Raw genomic sequence first — 20676 nt, 5'->3', positions numbered from 1 at the left:
GGGGCAGGTCAGGGTTGGCTGAAACGGTCGCCGGCCTGGACCGGCTGCTTGACCGAGACGATCAGCGCGTAGCTGACCCGCTCGTAGACCTGGAACACGAAGAGCACGCCATGGCGCTCATCGGGCAGCTTGAGCGTTTCGCGCTTGTTGCCGGTGCTGTCGGTGATCTCGCGCCCGGCTTGCCAGAGGGCGAGCACATGGCCGCGCTCGACGCCGTCGCGGCGGCCTCGGTTCAGCGAGACGATCTGGTTCTGGCCGCCCGTCAGTGCGTCGCCATAGATCGAAATGATCTGGCCGTTCATGGGGCCGGCGGGTGGATGCGGCACGTAGCGAATGAACTCGCGCTGCAGCACCGGCGCGAGGCGGTCGCCGGCGCCGATCTCGAGGCGCACGTTCTTGATCGTCAGCGTCGAGACCGAGGGCGTGGTCTTGCCATCGGCATTCTTGGTTTCATCGGCCAGGCGGTTCAGCGAGGCCGTGCCCAGGTAGGGGGCTTCATAGCCCAGCACTTCGCGGGTGCTTGGATCCAGCAGCGGCCTGGCCTGGCGGAACACGCGCCAGTCCTGCGCCTGCTTCATGTCGCCGCGCGCATAGGCGAGGTCGCCCTTGCTCATCAGCACACGGCCCTCGGGCGCAGCCACGATGCGCGGCGCCTGAGCCAGCGAGTTGGTGTCCAGCACCACGGCCTCGTTGAGGAAGGGCTCGATCAGGTGTTGGGGAATGGCGAGGATGGCGGAGTCCTCGAACTTGGAAGCCCGCACCTGGGGCGAGAGCTTGCCCGAGGGCAGGCCCTGCATGTCAGCCTCCGGCCCGCGCGGCCTGGCCAGTTGCAAGAGGGCGCGACCGTCCTTCTTGACCAGCACCAGCACCTGGCCGGGGTAGATCAGGTGGGGGTTGGCGATCTGCTCGCGGTTCATGCCCCACAGCTCGGGCCAGCGCCAGGGGCTCTTGAGGAAGAGCTTGGAGATGTCCCACAGTGTGTCGCCAGCCTTGACGGTGTGCGAATCCGGAGCATCCGGTGCGAGCTCCGACAGCGGCACGCCGGCCTGGGCGACCTGCTCGGCCGTCTGGCGCTGGGCTTCGGTGATCGGGAACTGCCCCTGGGCGCTTGCAGACAGGGTGGCCAGGGCGAGGCTGAGGGCCAGGCAGAGCGTCAACGGTTTCACGCAAGAGGGCATCGAGAACTCTCTCCAGGCTGGACGAATTGCGGGGGATTGCAGCGACGTGGCTGCGGCTTGTTCTTATATCGGCGAAAATCCCGCCGGACTGCGGCGATTCTGCCTTCAATGAAGGGTGGTCGCAATGAATGAGGCATGGGCATTGGCGCCCTTGCAAGCACTTACAAACAGGCGTTGTGCGCTGTCCACAAGCCTCCGCTCCCATGGCCCAGCTGAATATCCTGAAATACCCGGACCCCCGCCTGCACACCGTCGCCAAACCCGTGGCCGAGGTGGATGAGCGCATCCGCACCCTGGTCGACGACATGCTCGAGACCATGTATGCCGCCGAGGGCGTGGGCCTGGCCGCCACGCAGGTCGACGTGCATGAGCGCGTGGTGGTGATCGACACCTCGAACGAGCGCAACGAGCCGCGCGTGCTGATCAACCCGGAGCTGGTCGCGTTCAGCGAAGACTGGGTCGATGGCGAGGAAGGCTGCCTGTCCGTCCCCACCATCTACGACAAGGTCAAGCGCCACTCCAAGGTCAAGGTGCGCGCGCTGAGCCGCGACGGCCAGCCCTGGGAGTTCGAGGCCGAGGGCCTGCTCGCGGTTTGCGTCCAGCATGAGATGGACCACCTGATGGGCAAGGTCTTCGTCGAATACCTGAGCCCGCTCAAGCGCGACCGCATCAAGACCAAGCTGGTCAAGAAGGCGCGCGACGAGCAGCCGGCTCGCGCTGGCCGATGAGCGCAGCGCCGCTGCGCGTCGGCTTTGCCGGCACGCCTGAGTTCGCTGCGGTTGCGCTTGAGGCGCTGCTGAAGGCGGGCTTCGAGGTGCCCCTGGTGTTGACCCAGCCGGACCGCCCGGCCGGTCGTGGCATGAAGCTGCAGGCGTCCGCCGTCAAACAGCTGGCGCTGCAGCATGGCGTCGCTGTGGCCCAGCCGCGCAGCCTGCGGCTCGATGGCAAGTTCCCGGATGAAGCCGAAGCCGGCCGCCAGGCGCTGATCGATGCGAAGCTCGACGTGCTGGTGGTCGCGGCCTATGGCCTGATCCTGCCGCAATGGGTGCTCGACACCCCCACGCGCGGTTGCCTGAACATCCACGCCTCCTTGCTGCCGCGCTGGCGCGGCGCGGCGCCCATCCATCGCGCCATCGAAGCCGGTGACAGCGAGACCGGCGTCACCATCATGCAAATGGATGCGGGCCTGGACACCGGCGACATGCTGCTGGTCGAGAAACAGGCGATTGCCGCCACCGACACCACGGCCCGCCTGCACGACAAGCTGGCGCTGCTCGGCGGCCGCCTAATCGTCGAAGCGCTGGAGCTGGCCGTCTGCGGCGGCTTCCACCCGGTCAAGCAGCCGGAAGAGGGGGTCTGCTACGCGCACAAGATCGAGAAGGCCGAGAGTGCCATCGACTGGCGCCAGGATGCTGCCCAGATCGAGCGCCGCCTGCGTGCCTTCGATCCCTTCCCGGGCGGCCAGGCCCAGCTCGCCGGCGAGACTTTGAAGATCTGGGCGGCCGAGCGGGTTGAAGCCACGGGCGAGCCGGGCACGGTGCTATCCGTCGATGCCAGTGGCCCGGTCGTGGCCTGCGGCAGCCAGGCCCTGCGCCTGACCGAACTGCAACGCGCCGGCGGCAAGCGCCTGGCGGCGGCGGCCCTGATGCAGGCCCGGCCCATCAGCGTGGGCGAGCGCTTCGACCAGGCTTGAATTGCCGGCCGGGGCCATCATCTAAGCAGGCCTGCCCCACTCGATTTCGGAGCGTTCGATGTTCAATCTGATGAAGACCGCCATCCTGATGGCCGCGATCACCGCCTTGTTCATGGCCATTGGCGCCATGATCGGCGGCCGCGCCGGCATGATGCTGGCGCTCATCGTCGCGCTGGGCATGAACTTCTTCAGCTACTGGTTCTCCGACACCATGGTGCTGAAGATGTACAACGCCCGCGAGGTCGACGAAAGCTCGGCGCCGCAGTTCTACGCCATGGTGCGTGAGCTGGCCCAGAAGGCCGAGCTGCCGATGCCGCGCGTCTACCTGATCGACGAAGACGCGCCCAATGCCTTTGCCACCGGCCGCAACCCCGAGCATGCGGCCGTGGCCGCCACCACCGGCATCCTGCGTGTGCTGTCGGCCCGCGAACTGCGGGGCGTGATGGCCCATGAGCTGGCCCATGTGAAGCACCGTGACATCCTGATCAGCACCGTCAGCGCCACCATGGCCGGCGCGATCTCCATGCTGGCCAATTTCGCCATGCTGTTCGGCGGCCGCGACAACGAAGGCCGGCCGGCCAATCCGCTGGTCGGCATCCTGGTGGCCATCCTCGCTCCCATCGCCGCCAGCCTGATCCAGATGGCCATCAGCCGGGCCCGCGAGTTCGAGGCCGACCGCGGCGGCGCGGAGATCTCCGGCGATCCCGCCGCCCTCGCGTCGGCACTGGACAAGATCCACCGCTATGCCCAGGGCATCCCGCTCGGCCCCGCCGAGGCGCACCCGGAAACGGCCCAGATGATGATCATGAATCCGCTCTCCGGCAGTGGCCTGGCCGGCCTGTTCAGCACGCACCCCTCGACCGAGGAGCGCATCGAGCGCCTGATGGCGATGGCGCGTGGGCGCTCAAGCTGAGCCCGGTTCCGGCCGATAGCCCCATGATGAAGCGACTGTTGCTGACCCTGCCCCTGCTCGCCGGCCTGGTTGCCTGCGAGCAACTGGGCATCGAAGACCCGGCCAAGATCGCCGCTGCCAAGGAGGCAGAGGGCAAGGCCGTGGGCAGCGCCTGCCGCCATGCCTCGCGCGCCATCGAGGACTGCTACCTGCTCAATCCCAAGGCCCTGAAAGCGGCGGTGTTTGCCGGCTGGAAGGAGATGGACGAGTACATGCGCGAGAACAAGCTGGAGGGCGTGACGCCGGTGGTGCCGCGCGGCCCCGACGGCAAGGCGCTACCGCCGCCGGACCCCGCCGCCTCGGCCGATGCCGAGGGCAAGGCCGAAGCCAAGCCGGGCAAGGACGCTGGCAAGGAAGCCAAGGCCAAGGCTTCGCACTGACACCGCTGGAGGCGCTGAAGGCGCTGAAGCGACGGCGTTCTTGCACTTCAGGTCCCGAGTCCTGCACTTGGTCGGCAGTGGCTCGCGGCGCCCCGGTGCCTTGGAGATGATGCGCTCACCCCAACACCCACGGAGCACCGCATCATGAACCGTCGCCAATTGTTCGCCGTCGCCGCTCTGGCCGGCGCTGCCTTCACCGCCTCCACCGCCGCCCAGGCTTTCGACTGGGGCTGGGGCCGTGACACCATCAAGGGCTCCGGCGAGATCGTCAGCGAGAGCCGCGATGTCGGCAGCTTCGACGCCATCTCCACGACCGGCGGCTTCAAGATCCAGATCCGCCAGTCCGACGCCCACAAGCTCGAGATCCGCGCCGACAAGAACCTGCTGCCCTACCTGGAGACCCGCGTGGTCGACGGCAGCAAGGGCCGCACGCTGGAGATCGGCCCCAAGAAGGGCACCAGCTTCTCCACCAGCACCATGCCGGAGCTGAGCATCAGCATGGCCCAGCTGCGATCGCTGTCGGTGGCGGGCTCGGGCCATATCAAGGTCGACGCCATGAAGACCGGCGCGGTCGAGGCCAGCGTGGCCGGCTCGGGCGACATCCAGTTCATCGACCTCTCCAGCGAGAAGCTCGGTCTGCGCGTGGCCGGCAGCGGTGACATTGTGGCCAAGGGCAGGACCGGCCTGCTGAACGTGTCGATCTCCGGCTCGGGCGACATCAAGGCCACCGAGACCGTGGCCGAGGAAGTACAAATCAGCATTGCCGGCAGCGGCGACGCCAGGGTCAATGCGGCCAAGAAGCTCAGCGTGAAGATTGCGGGCAGTGGCGACGTCGGCTACCTGGGCTCGCCCGAGATCAGCAGCTCAGTCGCCGGCAGCGGCAAGGTGCGCCGCATCAACTGACCACCCCCGAGGCGCTGCGCGCCACCCCCTCAAGGGGGCACGCCCGAAGGCCCGGCAAAGCCGGATCCTCGGGCGCCGCTTGGGAAGAAATTCCGTACGGCTGCTTCGAGCGAAGGCCCATACGACAATGCGTCGCATGGGCTTTTCTTCTTCTGCGCCGCTGTGGCGCCACCCGGCCTTTGCCGAGGGCGCACGCGACATGGCTGGCATCACGCTTGGCATCTCGGCCTGGGGCCTGGTCACCGGCGTGGCGATGATCAAGAGTGGCCTCTCAATGCCGCTGGCCCTCTTGATGAGCCTCACCGTTTTCGCCGGCAGCTCGCAGCTCGCCTCGCTGCCGCTGCTGGCCAGCGGCGCGCCGTTGTGGGTGCTGTGGGCCACGGCCTTCTGCGTCAATCTGCGCTTCCTGATCTTCAGCGCGCAGTGGCGTCAGTACTTCAACCATGAGCCGCGCTGGTTGCGCATGGCTATCGGCTACTTCGCAGCCGACCTGAACTACGTCGCCTTCCTGAAGCGCTTTCCCGATGGCAAGCCGGCGCCCGAGCAAATGCCCTACTACTGGGGCGGCGTGGTGGTGAACTGGAGCTCCTGGCAGGTGCCGGCGCTGATGGGCATCCTGCTGGCTGATCGCGTACCCACCGAATGGGGTCTCGGGTTTGCCGGCGTGCTGGCCTTGCTGGGGCTGTCGTACTCGCTGCTTTCGGACCGCAATTCCTGGGTCTCGGCGGCGGTGGCCGGCTGCGCGGCGGTGGCGGCCTACGCGCTGCCGCTGCGGCTCAACATCCTGGTGGCGATTGCCGCCGCCGTGACGGCGGGCCTCTTGATGGAACGCTGGGTGCCTGGCAGGAGGCCGGCATGAGCTTTTGGTGGGCCGTCCTCGGTATCCTCGGCATGGCTGTGATCACCGTGATCACGCGCAGTTTCTTCATGCTGCCGAAGGACGAGATACCGATGCCCGATTGGGCCAAGAATGGCTTGCGCTACGCGCCATTGGCCGCCCTGGCCGCAGTCATCGTGCCAGAGATCGTGCTGACCCAGGGTCAGCTGATCTCCACCTGGCAGGACGCGCGCATCTACGCCACGGCCGCCGGCACCGCCTACTTCTTCTGGAAGCGCGGCATTCTCGGCACCATCCTCTGCGGCACGGCCGTGATGCTGGCGCTGCGAATCGGCCTGGGCTGGTAGCCTGCGTCCGCTCAGTGCGTGCGGCCGCGCCGCCAGAGCGCACCGAACAGCGAGCCCAGCAGGGCCGGATCGTCGCGCAGGCTGCGCGCGAATTCGCCGAACTGTGCTTTCAGCCCGCTCAGCAGCGACAGCCAGACCCCCTCGCGCAGGTGGCGGATCTTGCCGCGCACATGATCGTGCGCCGGACCGGCCGCCGGAACCATGCCCAGCGAGGTGCGGCGCCAGCGCAGCTCATGGCGCGAGCGCTCGATGAACTCGGGTGTGCCCCAGCGCACGCCGGCATAGACGTTCACGCCACGGCCGTAGCGGGCGGCCGAGCGCGAGCTGAACGCCCAACGGGCACCGGCGCGCGAAAGGTCGATCCAGAACAAATAGTCCTCGCCGGCGCGCCGCAACTCAGTGCGGAAGCGCGGGGCCGGCAGCCGAGCCGGATCGAAGCAGACCGTGGAGGTACCGATCAGATTGCCCGTCATCACCTGCAGTGGCATGTCGGCGGCAAACCAGTGCAGGTCGGTCTGTGCGTCGAAGCAGGTGTGCTTGTTGGCGCTGAAGCCCGAGTTGCGGCTGAAGGCCGAGAGCTGCTGGTCGAGCTGGAAATGGTCGGCGAAATAGGCGCTGGCGCCGGCCTGCATGGCCTGGCTTGCACGCTCCAGGTGGTCGCTCTCCCACTGGTCGTCGGAATCCAGGAAGGCCAGGTAGCCCGACGCCGGTCCGGCGGCGTCCAGGCCGCGATTGCGGGCCGCGCCGGGGCCGCCGTTGGCCTGCTCGATCACGCTCAGCTGCAGATTGGCCGGCGGCTCGACGCCCGCCAGCTCGACGCGGGCGGGGTGGGGCGAAGCGTCGTCGACGACAATCAGCTGCACCCGGGTATCGCCGTGCCGCAGCAGCGTCTGGTCGAAAACCGATTGCAGACAGCGGCGCAAAACACCGGGTTCGCGCTGAAAATAGGGCACGATGACAGTGAACGCGAAACCTGAACTCATTTTGTAAGCATCCGTAAGCCGGCGCATTCTGAAACGATGGTCCGGTTCTGGGTATGACTGCACCCCCGTTCAATGGGACGGGGTTTCCCTGGTTTGATGCGCTATTCGCACGACGCTGGTCTTCTGCTCCCGGGCTCCGGCCTTCCCTCACCTTCTCTGAACAGCCGTCTAGATGAACGTCCTTCGCTTCTCCGATCTGGTTGCTGCCGGCCAAGTTGCCGGTCAGCGCGTCTTCATCCGTGCCGATCTGAACGTCCCGCAGGGCGATGACGGCAAGATCACCGAGGACACCCGCATCCGCGCCTCCATCCCCTGCATAGCCCAGGCACTGGAGGCCGGCGCGGCGGTGATGGTCACGTCCCACCTGGGCCGTCCGACCGAGGGTGAGTTCAAGCCCGAGGATTCGCTAGCCCCGATTGCCCAGCGCATGGGTGAGCTGATGGGGCGCGAGATTCCGGTCGTCGCGAATTGGGTCGATGGCGTGGACGTGGCGCCCGGCTCGCTCGTGATGCTGGAGAACTGCCGCGTCAACAAGGGCGAGAAGAAGAACAGCGAGGAGCTGGCCAGGAAGATGGCCGCGCTCTGCGACATCTACGTCAACGACGCCTTCGGCACCGCCCACCGCGCTGAGGGCACGACCTACGGCATTGCGCAATTTGCCAAGATCGCCTGCGCCGGCCCGCTGCTGGCCGCCGAGATCGATGCCATCACCAAGGCGCTGGCTCAACCCAAGCGCCCGCTGGTGGCCATCGTGGCCGGCTCCAAGGTCTCGACCAAGCTGACCATCCTGAAGGCCTTGTCCGACAAGGTCGACGGCCTGATCGTCGGCGGTGGCATCGCCAACACCTTCATGCTGGCCGCCGGCTTGTCCATCGGCAAGTCGCTGGCCGAGCCGGACCTGGTCGGCGAAGCCCGGGCCGTGATCGAGGCCATGAAGGCGCGCGGCGCGGCCGTGCCCATCCCGGTCGACGTGGTCTGCGCCCAGCGCTTTGCTGCCGACGCCGAAGCGACCGTCAAGGCCGCGACGGACGTGGCCGAGGACGATCTGATCCTCGACATCGGACCCAAGACGGCGGCCCTGTTGGCCGAGCAGCTGAAGGCGGCCGGCACCATCGTCTGGAACGGTCCGGTCGGCGTGTTCGAGTTCGATGCCTTTGCCCACGGCACCGAGACCATCGCCCGCGCGATTGCGGCGTCCAGCGCCTTCAGCATCGCCGGCGGTGGCGACACGCTGGCGGCCATCGCCAAGTACGGCATCGAGAAGGACGTGGGCTACATCTCCACCGGCGGCGGCGCCTTCCTCGAAGTGCTGGAGGGCAAGACACTGCCGGCCTTCGAGATCCTGGCCAAGCGCGCGGCGGGCTGAGGGACCTCGCCCGTTGAATGAAGCAAGGGACCCGGCAAGGGTCCCTTTCTCATTGGGGAAGTCCTGTTGCGTTTCTTGCATGAGCCTCAAAGGGGCCGGCATTGGACAGCCGGGGGATCAGCGCTAACCTGTGCGACCCTCGAAAAGAAGTCCTGCAGGAGACGCCCCATGACTCAGCCCTTGTCGCCGGCCGAAGCCGCGCTGCGTGAAGCTGCCCGCGAATACCATCGCAGCCCGACGCGCGGCAAGATCGCGGTCACGCCGACCAAGGCCCTGTCCAACCAGCGCGACCTCTCGCTGGCCTATTCGCCGGGTGTGGCCTATCCCTGCCTGGACATCGAGGCCGATCCGGCCCTCGCCGCCGACTTCACCTCGCGCGGCAACCTCGTCGGCGTGATCACCAATGGCACGGCCGTGCTGGGCCTCGGCGACATCGGCCCGCTGGCCGCCAAGCCGGTGATGGAAGGCAAGGGCTGCTTGTTCAAGAAGTTCGCCGGCATCGACGTGTTCGACATCGAACTCGCGGAGCGTGATCCGGACAAGCTGGTCGAGATCATCGCGGCCATGGAGCCCACGCTCGGTGGCGTGAACCTGGAGGACATCAAGGCGCCCGAATGCTTCTACATCGAGAAGAAGCTCAAGGAGCGGATGAACATCCCGGTCTTCCACGACGACCAGCACGGCACGGCCATCATCAGCGCTGCCGCCTTGCTGAACGGCCTGGAGCTGGTGGGCAAGGACATTGCCCAGGTCAAGCTCGTGGCCTCGGGCGCGGGTGCGGCGGCCATCGCCTGCCTCGATGTGATGGTGGGCCTGGGCGTCAGCCGCCAGAACATCTTCGTCGTCGACTCCAAGGGCGTGATCCGTGAAGGCCGGGGCGACAAGCTCGATGAGAGCAAGCAGCGCTACTGCCAGGTCACCGGGGCCAAGACCCTGGCTGATGTGATCAGCGGCGCAGACGTTTTCCTCGGCTGCTCGGCCGCTGGCGTGCTGACGGCCGAGATGGTCAAGACCATGGGCCCGCAGCCCATCATCCTGGCCCTCGCGAACCCCGAGCCCGAGATCCGGCCCGAGCTGGCCAAGGCCGTGCGGCCGGACTGCATCATCGCCACCGGCCGTTCGGACTATCCGAACCAGGTCAACAACGTCCTGTGCTTCCCCTACATCTTCCGCGGTGCGCTGGACTGCGGCGCGACCAAGATCACGGAGGCCATGAAGCTGGCCTGCGTGCGCGAGATCGCGGCGCTGGCCAAAGCCGAGACCAGCGACGAGGTGGCCGCCGCCTACGCCGGCCAGGAACTGGCCTTCGGCCCGGATTACCTGATCCCCAAGCCCTTCGATGCGCGCCTGATCCTGCGCATCGCGCCGGCCGTGGCCCAGGCCGCCGCCGAGTCGGGCGTGGCCACGCGGCCCATCGCCGACCTGGCGGCCTACCGCCAGTCGCTGGAGCGCTTCGTCTACCAGACCGGCATGTTCATGCGGCCGGTGTTCGCTGCTGCGAAGGCCCACCCTGCGCGGGTGATCTACGCCGAGGGCGAGGATGAGCGCGTGCTGCGCGCCGTGCAGGTGTCGCTGGACGAAGGCCTGTGCAAGCCCACGCTGATCGGCCGCCCCGAGGTCATCGCCATGCGCATCCAGCGCGCCGGCCTGCGCCTGAAGCTGGGCGAGGACGTGGCCGTGATCGACCCCGAGAACGACAGCCGCTTCCGCCAGTACTGGGAGGCCTACCACCGCGCCATGGGCCGTCGTGGCTTCACGCCCGAGATGGCCAAGGCGGCGGTGCGGCGCTCCAACACCACCATCGGCGCGCTGGCCATCAAGCTCGGGGACGCTGACGCGATGATCTGCGGCATGGTCGGCCGCTTCGATTCGCACCTGGAGCATGTGAGCGACCTGATCGGCCTGCGCGAAGACGCCCATTGCTTTGCCACCATGAATGCGGTGATGCTGGAGTCGCAGACCCTGTTCCTGACCGACACCTTCGTCAACGACAGCCCCGACGCGGAGCAGCTCGCCGAGATCGCCGCGATGGCGGCCGAGGAGGTGCAGCGCTTTGGCCTGCCTCCGAAGCTGGCCTTTGTTTCGCACTCGATGTTCGGCTCCAGCAAGCGGCCCTCGGCGGTGAAGATGCGCCGCGCGCATGAGCTGTTCGCGGCCGCCCACCCCGAGATCGAGAGCGATGGCGAGATGCACGGCGACGCCGCGCTCTCCGAGTCGGTGCGCGAGGCCTTCCTGCCCGACAGCACGCTCAAGGGCGCGGCGAATCTGCTGGTGCTGCCGACGCTGGACTCGGCCAACATCCTCTTCAATGTCTTGAAGATCAGCTCGGGCCAGGGCGTGACCGTCGGCCCCATCCTGCTGGGTGCGGCGGCGCCGGTCCACATCCTGACGCCCTCGGCCACGGTGCGCCGCATCGTCAACATGACCGCCCTGGCCGTGGCCGATGTGCGAGCAGGGAAAGCGACAGGTTGATTGGGCTTGATTTGGTAACTCGATGGAACCGATCATGGGCCCGCAGCGGCCCATAATCGGCCGCCTGTAACTAAATTTCAGCGAGACAAGCCCACCATGACCCGTGCCACCAAGATCGTTGCCACCCTGGGCCCGGCATCCTCCTCCCCCGAGATCCTGGAGCGCATGATCCGCGCCGGCGTCGACGTGGTGCGCTTGAACTTCTCGCACGGCAAGGCGCAGGACCACATCGACCGCGCGCGCCTGGTGCGCGAAGCCGCCGCAGCGGCCGGCAAGGAAGTGGCCATCATGGCCGACCTGCAGGGCCCCAAGATCCGCGTCGGCAAGTTCGAGAACGGCAAGATCGAGCTGGTCAACGGCACGCCCTTCATCCTCGACGCGGACCGCACCGAGCTCGGCAATGAAGAGGCCGTGGGCCTGGACTACAAGGAGCTGCCGCGCGACGTGAAGCCGGGCGACACGCTCTTGCTGAACGACGGCCTCTTGGTGCTGACGGTCGAGGCCGTGCGCGGAGCGGCGGTGCACACCATCGTCAAGGTCGGCGGTGAGCTGTCCAACAACAAGGGCATCAACAAGCAGGGCGGCGGCCTCACGGCACCGGCCCTGACCGGCAAGGACATGGAGGACATCAAGACCGCGATGTCCTTCCAGTGCGAATACCTGGCCGTGAGCTTCCCGAAGAACGCGACCGACATGGAGATGGCGCGCCAGCTGGCCAATGTGGCCGGTGAGCCCTACCGCCACAAGCCGGCCATGATCGCCAAGATCGAGCGCTATGAGGCCATCCCGCACCTGGAGGCCATCCTCAAGGCCAGCGACGGCATCATGGTGGCGCGTGGTGATCTGGCGGTTGAGGTCGGCAATGCGGCCGTGCCGGCGCTGCAAAAGCGCATGATCAAGATGGCCCGGGAGCTGGACAAGGTGGCGATCACCGCGACCCAGATGATGGAGTCCATGATCGTCAACCCGGTGCCGACCCGTGCTGAAGTCTCGGACGTGGCCAACGCCGTTCTTGACGGCACCGACGCCGTGATGCTCAGCGCCGAGACGGCCGCCGGCAAGTACCCGGTCGAAACCATCGAGCAGATGGCCGCCATTGCGCTGGAAGCCGAGCGCGCCGAGTTCGTCAGCCTCGATACCGACTTCGCCGGCCGCCAGTTCGGCCGCATCGACCAATCCATCGCCATGGGCGCGCTGTTCACGGCCTATCACCTCGGCTGCAAGGCCATCCTCGCGCTGACCGAGTCGGGCTCGACGGCGCTGTGGATGAGCCGCCACCGCATCCAGGTGCCGATCTTTGCGCTGACCACCCAGCAGATCAGCCAGCGCAAGATGTGCCTGTACCGCAATGTGCGTCCGCTTTTGATGCCGCGCTTTGACGACCGCGATGCCGCACTGGCGGCAGCCGAGAAGATCCTGGTGGAGAAGGGCGTCCTGATGCCCGGCGACACCTATGCCATCACCTGCGGCGAGCCGATGGGCTACCCCGGCGGCACCAACATGCTGAAGGTCTGCCGCGTCGGCTGATCATTGCCTGGCGGGCGATCTGCGCGGCTGTCGCATGGATCGGCATTGTTCGCGTGTCCTTCGGCAAGCGAGGCGCTACGCGGCGTTATCCTGGGCTCAATGAGCGCCCTGGATGTTGCATGCCCGCCCCCGATCCTGAACTGCGTCGCCGCTGCCTGCTGAGCCTGGTTGCGCTGGCGGCGCCCTGGCCGGGGAGGGCTGCAGCGCCGCGCCAGCGCGTGCCCGTGGTGATAGGCGAGAACAGCTCGCGGCCCTTCGTGCTGCCACTCCTGCAGCTGATCGGCGATGCCGCCGGCATCGAATGGCAGGTCCAGCAGGCACCCTGGGCTCGCGCCCTGGTGCTGGCCGAGCGGGGCCAGGCCATCGCCTTCGGCATGGCGCGCACGAAAGCGCGCGAGGAGGCGTACGCCTTCAGCGCGCCGGTGTTCGATAACCATGTGTGGATGCTGGTGCGGCGAGACCAGGCACCGGACTTCCGCAGCCTCGATGACCTGCGGGACCGTACGGTCTGCATCTCACGCGGGGTCAGCTATGGCGGTAGCTTCGATGCCAGCAAGGGCAAGCTCTTCAAGGTCGAGTATGTGGACGGCGACCTTGGCGCGCGGCTGCGCATGCTGGTGGCCGGCCGCTGCGACATGGCGCTCGGCTCGCACCGCAGCCCCGACCCCTGGCTGCTGGAGCGGCGGGCCCGAGATATCACCGGCCTGTCGGCCTCGCTGGCTGTGCTGCCCATGCCGCTGGCGGTGGAGCCCGTGCATTTCGCGGTGGGCCATGGCCAGGCCTTGGTCGAGCTGTTGCCCCGCATCAACAAGGCCGTGCAGCAGCAGCGAACGGGCATTCGTGCCCTGGTCGACAGCGATCTTTGATCAGCCGCGCCGTGCGCTCTCAATCAGCGCCTTGACGCGGGCATTGGTGCCGGTGGCGACCAGCTCGACTTCCGGGTGGGCCCGGGCGAAGACGCGGAACAGCTCGTCGACAAAACCGTGGCCCACGTCCTGCACGCCATCAAACGCCACCTCGACGCGCCGGAAGGTGGGCAGCCGCGCGGCCACGCGCCGGGCCTGGGCACGCGAGTCGAGTGCCTGGCCTTCGCCAGCGAGCAGGCGCAGGCTGACCTTGGTCTGGTCGAACTCGATGCCGTCGCCCGCAAGACTCCAGGCCTCCATCACCTGGTCCAGCGTGCGCGTGGTCTCCAGCGAGATGGCCATGTAGATCGAGCTGCCCTGGCGTGGCAGCGGCCGGCCCTTGGTCCAGCCGGTGCTCTCCCAGGCGCGGCGCTGGAAGGCCGTGCCATTGGCATGGATGTCGAACACATCGGCCAGTTGCGAGCTGAAGAACAGGCCGCGGCCCGTGTGCTGCTCGGGCTGGCTGGTGAGCCGGCCCTTGCTGAGCTCCAGCATCGCGTGCTGGGCATCGGCGATGTCGAAGGTGGAGCAGATCTTGTCGAACACGCCGCAGCCATCGTCCGAGACCAGCAGTTGGGCATGGGTAGGTGTTTGGCGCAGCGAGACAGTGACGCTGCTGCCGCCGCTGTGGTCGGCAGCGTTGTTGACCAGCTCGGTGAAGGCGTGCTGGACCATGCGAGCCACATGGGGCGGCAGCTCGAAATTGGGGGCGAAGTCTCGCTGCCAGGGCAGGTCTTCCTGCAGGCCGTGCAAGGTGTAGCTGCGCGCCACCTGGCGGAGTGTGCCGGGGCCGAACACCGGCCGGCTGCGCGAGCCGCTGCGCGTGAGCCAATGCGCCTCGGTCAGGCGGCGCAGGGCCGAGAGGGCCGAGCGGCGGCTGGCGCCGGTTTTCTCGACGATGTGGTCGGCCAGATCCAGCGAATGTTCCCGGGCTGCGGCCGTGATCCACAGCGTCATCTGGTCGATCGAGAGGCGTACGGTCATGAGGGGCAGAGCCTACTGGCGGGGCGGGTCCGGCGCAAGGCGAACTTGCCCGCCACCCCGGGGCTGCGGGGCAGGCGGTGCAGGGGTGGCCGGCTAGAATGCCGCGAGTTACAGCGCGGTTACATGCGAAGCTGCGCCTGCAGGATTTTCAAACCATCTGGGGACTTTCAATCATGGCTCTTGTCTCGATGCGCCAGCTGCTGGACCACGCCGCCGAACACGGCTACGGCATTCCGGCTTTCAACGTCAACAACCTCGAGCAGGTGCAGGCCGTGATGGCCGCCGCCGACGAGGTCGGCGCACCGGTGATCCTGCAGGCCTCGGCCGGCGCCCGCAAGTACGCTGGCGAGAGCTTCATCAAGCACCTGATCCAGGCGGCCGTCGAGGCCTATCCGCACATTCCGCTGGTGATGCACCAGGACCATGGCACCAGCCCCAAGATCTGCCAGGGCGCCATCGACCTTGGATTCGGCTCGGTGATGATGGACGGCTCGCTGATGGACGACGGCAAGACGCCGGCCTCGTTCGAATACAACGTCGATGTGACCCGCAAGGTCGTCGAGATGGCCCACAAGGTGGGCGTGACGGTCGAGGGCGAGCTGGGCTGCCTCGGCAATCTGGAAACCGGTGATGCCGGCGAGGAAGATGGCATCGGCGCCGTCGGCAAGCTCGACCACAGCCAGATGCTGACCGACCCGGAAGAGGCCGCCACCTTCGTCAAGGCCACGCAGCTCGATGCCCTGGCCATTGCCATTGGCACCAGCCATGGCGCCTACAAGTTCTCCCGCAAGCCCACCGGCGACATCCTGGCCATCAGCCGTGTCAAGGAAATCCACAAGCGCATCCCGAACACCCACCTGGTGATGCACGGCTCCTCCAGCGTGCCGCAGGAGTTGCTGGCCATCATCAACCAGTACGGCGGCAAGATGAAGGAGACCTTTGGCGTGCCGGTGGAAGAGATTCAGGAAGCCATCAAGCATGGCGTTCGCAAGATCAACATCGACACCGACATCCGCCTGGCGATGACCGGCGCGGTGCGCAAGTTCCTGTTCGAGAACCCCGACAAGTTCGATGCCCGCGAATGGCTGAAGCCGGCGCGCGAAGCGGCCAAGCTGGTCTGCAAGCAGCGCTACATGGAATTCGGCTGCGAAGGCCAGGCCGGCAAGATCCAGGCGCGCAGCCTGGTCGATGTCGCGGCAGCCTACGCACGCGGTGAACTGGCCCAGGTGGTTCAGTAAGTCGCTCTCGCCTCAGATTTCTCCGAAGGCCTCGGCTCTCATCAAAGCTTAGGAATGCACGGGCCCGCCGGCGAGTCAATTGCCGGCGGGCCTTTTTTCGCCCGGCGCGCGGGCGCCTAAAATCGCCGCTTGCCCACGGATGCCTCCCATGACCGCTGCCCTGCTTGAATCCTCGATCACCTCCCTGCCTCTCATCGCCCGCGGCAAGGTGCGCGAAAACTATGCCGTCGGCAGCGACCGCATCCTGATGATCGCCAGCGACCGCATCTCGGCCTACGACGTGATCATGGGCGAGCCCATCCCTGGCAAGGGCGCCCTGCTGACCGAGATGGCGATGTTCTGGTTCGACAAGCTCGACGGCATCGTGCCCAACCACCTGACCGGGGACGATCCGTTGTCGGTGGTGAGCGAGGCAGAGCAGGACCAGGTTCGTGGCCGCGCGATGCTGGTCAAGCGCCTGAAGCCCCTGCCCATCGAGGCCGTGGTGCGCGGCTACCTGGCCGGCAGCGGCTGGGCCGAGTACAAGAGCAATGGCAAGGTCTGCGGCGTCGAGCTGCCGGCCGGCCTGCAGAACGCCTCCAAGCTGCCGCAGCCCATCTTCACGCCGGCCACCAAGGCCGAGATGGGCGACCACGACGAGAACATCGATTTCGATCGCTGCGTCGAAATCATTGGTCGCGAGCTGGCCGAGCGCGTGCGCGACATCTCCATCCAGCTCTACCAGCGCGCCGCCGATTACGCGCTGCAGAAGGGCATCATCATTGCCGACACCAAGTTCGAGTTCGGCCTCGATGCCGACGGCACGTTGACGCTGATGGACGAGGTGCTGACGCCCGACTCCTCGCGCTACTGGCCGGCCGAAAGCTATGCCGTGGGCAGCAATCCGCCCAGCTACGACAAGCAGTTCCTGCGCGACTGGCTCGAGCAGGCGCTGGTCGGCGGCCAGCCCTGGGGCAAGATCGCGCCGGCGCCGGCCCTGCCGGTTGAAGTGATAGAGAAGACCGCGGCCAAGTACCGCGAAGCACTGGAACGACTGACACGCTGAAGTCCGGGCGGAGCCAACGGGGAGGGCTCATGCAACAGACGCAATCGAGGCTGATACGGCGGCTGGATCAGCAGATCGCTGCGGCCGCCCATCCGGTCCAGGGGGCCTGTCTGATGGCGCAGCGCGCCATCGGCCTGGTTCGCCATGGCCAGTTGACCGAGGCACGTGATCAACTGACGGCGCTGCACCAGCTGGCTTTCCAGCATCCCCATCCGGCCATCGGTGCCTGGCTGCATCTGGCCGAAGGCCTGATGAGCTACTTCACCGATTTCAGCAGTGCCGCGCGTGAGAAGACCCAGCGCGCCCTGGCCATCGCCCGCACCGCCAGGCTGGCCGAGGTCGAGGCGCTGAGCCTCGCCTGGCTGGCCCACCTGGCCTATGCGAGGCATGAGTTGCCAGCGCTGATCCAGCATGCGCAGGAGGCCTTGCGCACGGTGGCCGAGAGCCACCATGCGGCGCGTTCGCGCCTGGCGCTGGTGCTGGCGCTGGCGCATCACTATTCCGGCCGGCCCGATCTCGCGCAGCCCTGGTACGCAGCGGCCCGCCGCCATGCCACGCTGGATGGCGACGACGCCACCTTGTCCGCCCTGATCTACAACAGGGCCGAGATGCAGACGGCCCAGGCCCGCCATGCGGCGCTGGCCGAGACTGCGGGCCTGAAGCCCGAGCTCTTGCTGGGGGCGGACTCAGTGAAAAACTTCGATGCGGCGGTGGGCGGCTCGGCGATGGAGTCGCTCACGCCCATCCTGCGCGCCCAGACGCTGGTGCTGCAGGGCGACTTTGACAAGGCCCGCGAGCTGTTCGAGCAGCACCTGCCGGTGGCCATGTCGCATGGCCTGGCCCGCCTGGGCAGCAGCCTGCTGGCCGACCTGGCCTGGTGCCGGCTCAACTGCGGCCAGCGCGAGCATGCGCTGCAGCAGGCGCATGAGGCCGAGGTCGAGCTGGATCCGGGCTGCGAGGTCGATGACCGCGCAGCCACGCACAGCCGCCTGGCCCAGGTCTACGAGGCTCTGGACGAGCAGGAGAGGGCGGCCCGTCACCGCGAGGCTGCGACCCGTGAATGGGCGGAGTTCGCGGCCCAGCAGCGGGAGTGGGCGGTGGCGCTGGAGGCCGCCGGCCTTCTCGTGCCCTGATCGCGTCTTGATCGCGCCTTGATCAGGCGCTGATCAGAACAGCGCCATGCTGAGCTTGCGGCGGTACTGGTCGATCAGCGGATCGGCCGGCGCCACCGCCGCCTTGCCGGCAATCTCCAGCGTGCCCTTGGCCTCGGCGGCCTGGGCTTTCGGGGCGGGCTTGGTCAGCAGCTCCAGGATGGCCACATAGCTCTTGCGCGCCAGCTCGCCGTTCCAGGCCTTGTCGCGCATGATGATTTCCAGCAGCTCGTCCATCGCCTCGGTGAAGCGGCGGGCGGCGAAATGCGACTGGGCGAGGGCGAAGCGGGCGTCGAAGTCGCGCTTGTTGGTGGCAACGGCGGCCTGGGCCGCTGCCACATCGGGGCGGCTCTCGGCGGCGGCCAGCCAATGGGCCAGGGCTGCGAAACGGGCGTGCGGCGTGATGGTGTCGGCCGCCTTGGCCGCCACCGGCATGAAGACCTCGCGGGCGGCGCCAACCTGGTCGGCCTCCAGCAGTGCGCGCACCAGGTCGAAGCGGGCGGTCTCGTCGTTCGGGTTGGTTTCGACGGCTGCCATCAGGCGGTCCAGCAGGCTGCCGTCATCGGCGACCGGCGCGTCTTCGGCTGGATCCGGCAAGGCCTCGTCGTCCTCACCGGCCGGCGGCACATGCTTGTCCAGGAACTCGCGGATCTGGCCCTCGGGAATCGCGCCGACGAAGCCATCCACCGGCTGGCCGCCCACGAACATCACGCAGAAGGGGATGGAGCGCACGCCGAAGGCCTGGCTCAGCTGGCTGGCGATCTCCTGCTGCTCATCGCTGTTCAGCTTGGCCAGCTTGAAGCGGCCGGCATAGGCGACTTCGAGCTTCTCCAGCACCGGGCCCAGCGACTTGCAGGGGCCGCACCAAGGTGCCCAGATGTCCAGCAGCACGGGCTGCTGCATCGAGGCGGCCAGCAGCTCGGTTTCAAAATTCTGCAGGGTGATGTCGGTCATGGTGTCGGTGTCGGATGGGGTCGAGGGGGGCAGGTGGCAGCGGCCGCCTACAATTCAAGGCTTTCCAGCCCATCGAGCGAGCCGTGCAGCCTATGCAGCAAAGCACCTCCCCCGTGGTCGGCGTGGTGATGGGCTCCAGCAGTGACTGGGAGACCATGAAGCACGCCGCCGACATTCTCTCCGAGTTCGGTATCGCCTTCGAGGCGAAGGTCGTGTCCGCACACCGCATGCCTGACGAGATGTTTCGCTATGCCGAGGCCGCTGAAGGCCGCGGCCTGCGCGCCATCATCGCCGGCGCCGGCGGAGCCGCTCACCTGCCCGGCATGCTGGCCGCCAAGACGCCGGTGCCGGTGCTCGGCGTGCCGGTGGCGAGCCGCCATCTGCAAGGCGTCGACTCCCTTCATTCCATCGTGCAGATGCCCAAGGGCATCCCGGTTGCCACCTTTGCCATCGGCACCGCCGGTGCGGGCAATGCGGCCCTGTTCGCCGTGGCCATGCTGGCCGCCCATGACGAAGGCCTGCGCGCCAAGCTCGCGGCCTACCGCATTCGCCAGACCGAGCATGCGACCGGCATGAGTAAGGATCTCGTCTGATGTCCAAGGTCTTGCTGCCGGGCGTTGCGACGCTGGGCGTGATGGGCGGCGGGCAGCTCGGCCGCATGTTCGTGCAGGCGGCGCAAAGCCTCGGCTACCGCACCGTGGTGCTGGATCCCGATGCCGAGAGTCCGGCCGGCGCCGTGGCGCATCAGCAGATTCGCGCCGACTACCTCGACCCGCAGGGCCTGGCCCAGTTGGCCGAGGCCTGCGACGCGATCACCACCGAATTCGAGAACGTGCCCGCTGCGGCACTGGCCCAGCTGGCGGCCACGCGCACCGTGGCACCGGCCGGCAGCGCCGTGGCCAAGTGCCAGGACCGTGCCGACGAGAAAGCGCATTTCAAGGCGAGCGGCGTCGAATGCGCGCCCTACGCGGTGATCCGCAGCGAGGCCGATCTGGCCGCCGTCGATGCGGCGCTCCTGCCCGGCATCCTCAAGACCGCCCGCATGGGTTACGACGGCAAGGGCCAGGCCCGCGTGCGCGACCGCGCCGAGCTGGCCGCCGCCTTTGCCGCGATGAAGGGTGTGCCCTGCGTGCTGGAGCAATTGCTGCCGTTGCAGCTGGAGCTCTCGGTCATCGTGGCGCGGGGTGCCGATGGCCAGGTGGTCGAGTTCCCGGTCCAGCAGAACCTGCACCGCGATGGCATCCTGGCCGTCACCGAAGTGCCGGCTCCGAACGTGCCGGCCGAGGTGCAGGCCGAGGCGCGCGCCTCGGCGGCCCGCATCGCCACCGAGCTGGGCTACGTGGGCGTGCTGTGCGTCGAGTTCTTTCTGCTGACCGACGGCCGCCTCCTGGTCAACGAGATGGCGCCGCGCCCTCACAACTCCGGTCATTACACGCTGGACGCCTGCGACATCACCCAGTTCGAAGCCCAGGTGCGCGCACTGGCCGGCCTGCCGCTGAACACGCCACGCCTGCATTCGCCGGTGGTGATGCTGAACCTCTTGGGTGATTTGTGGTTCGATGCCAATGGAAGCGAGCGCAGCCCCGCCTGGGGCCAGGTCCTGGCCATCCCCGGCACGCACCTGCACCTGTACGGCAAGACCAGCGCTCGCCCGGGCCGCAAGATGGGGCACCTGAACGTGACGGCGGCAACGCCCGAGCTCGCCGCTGCTGCGGCCCGTCAGGCTGCCGCCCTGATGGGCCTGCCGACCGACTGGTAAG

The 20676-nt window shown here is 67.5% G+C and carries 20 protein-coding genes; 16 read left to right on the top strand and 4 right to left on the bottom strand.

From position 1 onward, the window contains the following. Positions 1-8: 8 nt before the first annotated feature. Positions 9-1178 (bottom strand): LysM peptidoglycan-binding domain-containing protein, encoded by a 1170-nt coding sequence (locus tag J7U46_RS08205; RefSeq protein ID WP_282824597.1) that lies wholly within the window; start codon positions 1176-1178, stop codon positions 9-11. Between the two features lie 203 nt (positions 1179-1381). Between J7U46_RS08205 and def the strand changes: the two genes are divergently transcribed. The 7 genes from def (at position 1382) to J7U46_RS08170 (ending at position 6291) form a co-directional block, all read left to right on the top strand. Further along, positions 1382-1906 carry a peptide deformylase gene (gene def / locus J7U46_RS08200; RefSeq protein ID WP_282824596.1) on the top strand — a complete coding sequence of 175 codons (525 nt, stop codon included), beginning with the start codon at positions 1382-1384 and terminating at the stop codon, positions 1904-1906. An 11-nt stretch (positions 1907-1917) separates the two neighbouring features. Further along, entirely contained in the window at positions 1918-2871 is a 954-nt protein-coding gene (fmt, locus tag J7U46_RS08195; RefSeq protein ID WP_282825027.1) for a methionyl-tRNA formyltransferase, read from the top strand. Between the two features lie 58 nt (positions 2872-2929). Next, positions 2930-3784, top strand: coding sequence for a zinc metalloprotease HtpX (gene htpX / locus J7U46_RS08190; RefSeq protein WP_282824595.1), 855 nt, complete (start codon positions 2930-2932; stop codon positions 3782-3784). Positions 3785-3807: 23 nt separating this feature from the next. Continuing rightward, on the top strand, positions 3808-4203 hold the full coding sequence (locus tag J7U46_RS08185) for a hypothetical protein (RefSeq protein WP_282824593.1): 396 nt from the start codon (positions 3808-3810) through the stop codon (positions 4201-4203). A 144-nt stretch (positions 4204-4347) separates the two neighbouring features. Continuing rightward, entirely contained in the window at positions 4348-5106 is a 759-nt protein-coding gene (locus J7U46_RS08180; RefSeq protein WP_282824591.1) for a head GIN domain-containing protein, read from the top strand. A gap of 136 nt (positions 5107-5242) precedes the next feature. Continuing rightward, the gene (locus J7U46_RS08175; protein ID WP_282824589.1) at positions 5243-5965 is read left to right on the top strand and encodes an AzlC family ABC transporter permease; all 723 of its coding nucleotides are present in this window, start codon (positions 5243-5245) and stop codon (positions 5963-5965) included. Next, positions 5962-6291: an AzlD domain-containing protein gene (locus J7U46_RS08170; protein ID WP_282824587.1), complete on the top strand. Its 330-nt coding sequence runs from the start codon at positions 5962-5964 to the stop codon at positions 6289-6291. Before J7U46_RS08175 ends, J7U46_RS08170 begins: the two co-directional genes overlap by 4 nt. An 11-nt stretch (positions 6292-6302) precedes the next feature. On the opposite strand, the gene J7U46_RS08165 is transcribed toward J7U46_RS08170, so the two are convergent. Continuing rightward, positions 6303-7274, bottom strand: coding sequence for a glycosyltransferase family 2 protein (locus J7U46_RS08165; RefSeq protein WP_282824585.1), 972 nt, complete (start codon positions 7272-7274; stop codon positions 6303-6305). A gap of 172 nt (positions 7275-7446) precedes the next feature. Here J7U46_RS08165 and J7U46_RS08160 point away from each other — a divergent pair, with 172 nt between their 5' ends. From J7U46_RS08160 to J7U46_RS08145, 4 genes are all read left to right on the top strand, one after another. Beyond that, complete coding sequence (locus J7U46_RS08160) at positions 7447-8640, top strand: phosphoglycerate kinase (RefSeq protein WP_282824583.1); 1194 nt, start codon at positions 7447-7449, stop codon at positions 8638-8640. A gap of 168 nt (positions 8641-8808) precedes the next feature. After that, entirely contained in the window at positions 8809-11112 is a 2304-nt protein-coding gene (locus J7U46_RS08155) for an NADP-dependent malic enzyme (RefSeq protein WP_282824581.1), read from the top strand. Positions 11113-11208: 96 nt separating this feature from the next. Next, complete coding sequence (gene pyk / locus J7U46_RS08150; RefSeq protein WP_282824579.1) at positions 11209-12639, top strand: pyruvate kinase; 1431 nt, start codon at positions 11209-11211, stop codon at positions 12637-12639. A 119-nt stretch (positions 12640-12758) separates the two neighbouring features. Continuing rightward, positions 12759-13505: a transporter substrate-binding domain-containing protein gene (locus tag J7U46_RS08145; protein ID WP_282824577.1), complete on the top strand. Its 747-nt coding sequence runs from the start codon at positions 12759-12761 to the stop codon at positions 13503-13505. Here the strand turns inward: J7U46_RS08145 and J7U46_RS08140 are convergent, their stop codons facing one another. Then, positions 13506-14528: an ATP-binding protein gene (locus tag J7U46_RS08140; RefSeq protein WP_282824575.1), complete on the bottom strand. Its 1023-nt coding sequence runs from the start codon at positions 14526-14528 to the stop codon at positions 13506-13508. A gap of 173 nt (positions 14529-14701) precedes the next feature. Between J7U46_RS08140 and fba the strand changes: the two genes are divergently transcribed. The 3 genes from fba (at position 14702) to J7U46_RS08125 (ending at position 17944) form a co-directional block, all read left to right on the top strand. Then, positions 14702-15766, top strand: a complete 1065-nt coding sequence (fba, locus tag J7U46_RS08135; RefSeq protein WP_282824573.1) for a class II fructose-bisphosphate aldolase — start codon at positions 14702-14704, stop codon at positions 15764-15766. Between the two features lie 148 nt (positions 15767-15914). After that, a complete protein-coding gene (locus J7U46_RS08130; protein WP_282824571.1) occupies positions 15915-16811 on the top strand; it encodes a phosphoribosylaminoimidazolesuccinocarboxamide synthase in 897 nt (298 codons plus the stop codon). Between the two features lie 29 nt (positions 16812-16840). Then, positions 16841-17944 (top strand): hypothetical protein, encoded by a 1104-nt coding sequence (locus tag J7U46_RS08125; RefSeq protein WP_282824569.1) that lies wholly within the window; start codon positions 16841-16843, stop codon positions 17942-17944. A gap of 33 nt (positions 17945-17977) precedes the next feature. Here J7U46_RS08125 and J7U46_RS08120 read toward each other — a convergent pair whose 3' ends face one another. Further along, positions 17978-18916 (bottom strand): tetratricopeptide repeat protein, encoded by a 939-nt coding sequence (locus J7U46_RS08120; protein WP_282824567.1) that lies wholly within the window; start codon positions 18914-18916, stop codon positions 17978-17980. A 92-nt stretch (positions 18917-19008) separates the two neighbouring features. Between J7U46_RS08120 and purE the strand changes: the two genes are divergently transcribed. Both purE and J7U46_RS08110 read left to right on the top strand, forming a co-directional pair. Continuing rightward, positions 19009-19509, top strand: coding sequence for a 5-(carboxyamino)imidazole ribonucleotide mutase (purE, locus tag J7U46_RS08115; RefSeq protein ID WP_282824565.1), 501 nt, complete (start codon positions 19009-19011; stop codon positions 19507-19509). Then, positions 19509-20675 (top strand): 5-(carboxyamino)imidazole ribonucleotide synthase, encoded by a 1167-nt coding sequence (locus tag J7U46_RS08110; RefSeq protein ID WP_282824564.1) that lies wholly within the window; start codon positions 19509-19511, stop codon positions 20673-20675. Before purE ends, J7U46_RS08110 begins: the two co-directional genes overlap by 1 nt. Position 20676 lies beyond the last annotated feature (1 nt).

It is taken from the genome of Pelomonas sp. V22, assembly GCF_030014915.1.
Classification (GTDB): Bacteria; Pseudomonadota; Gammaproteobacteria; order Burkholderiales; family Burkholderiaceae_C; genus JAUASW01.
Note: the sequence above shows the minus strand (reverse complement) of the source record. Positions and strands in the feature narration are given on the sequence as shown.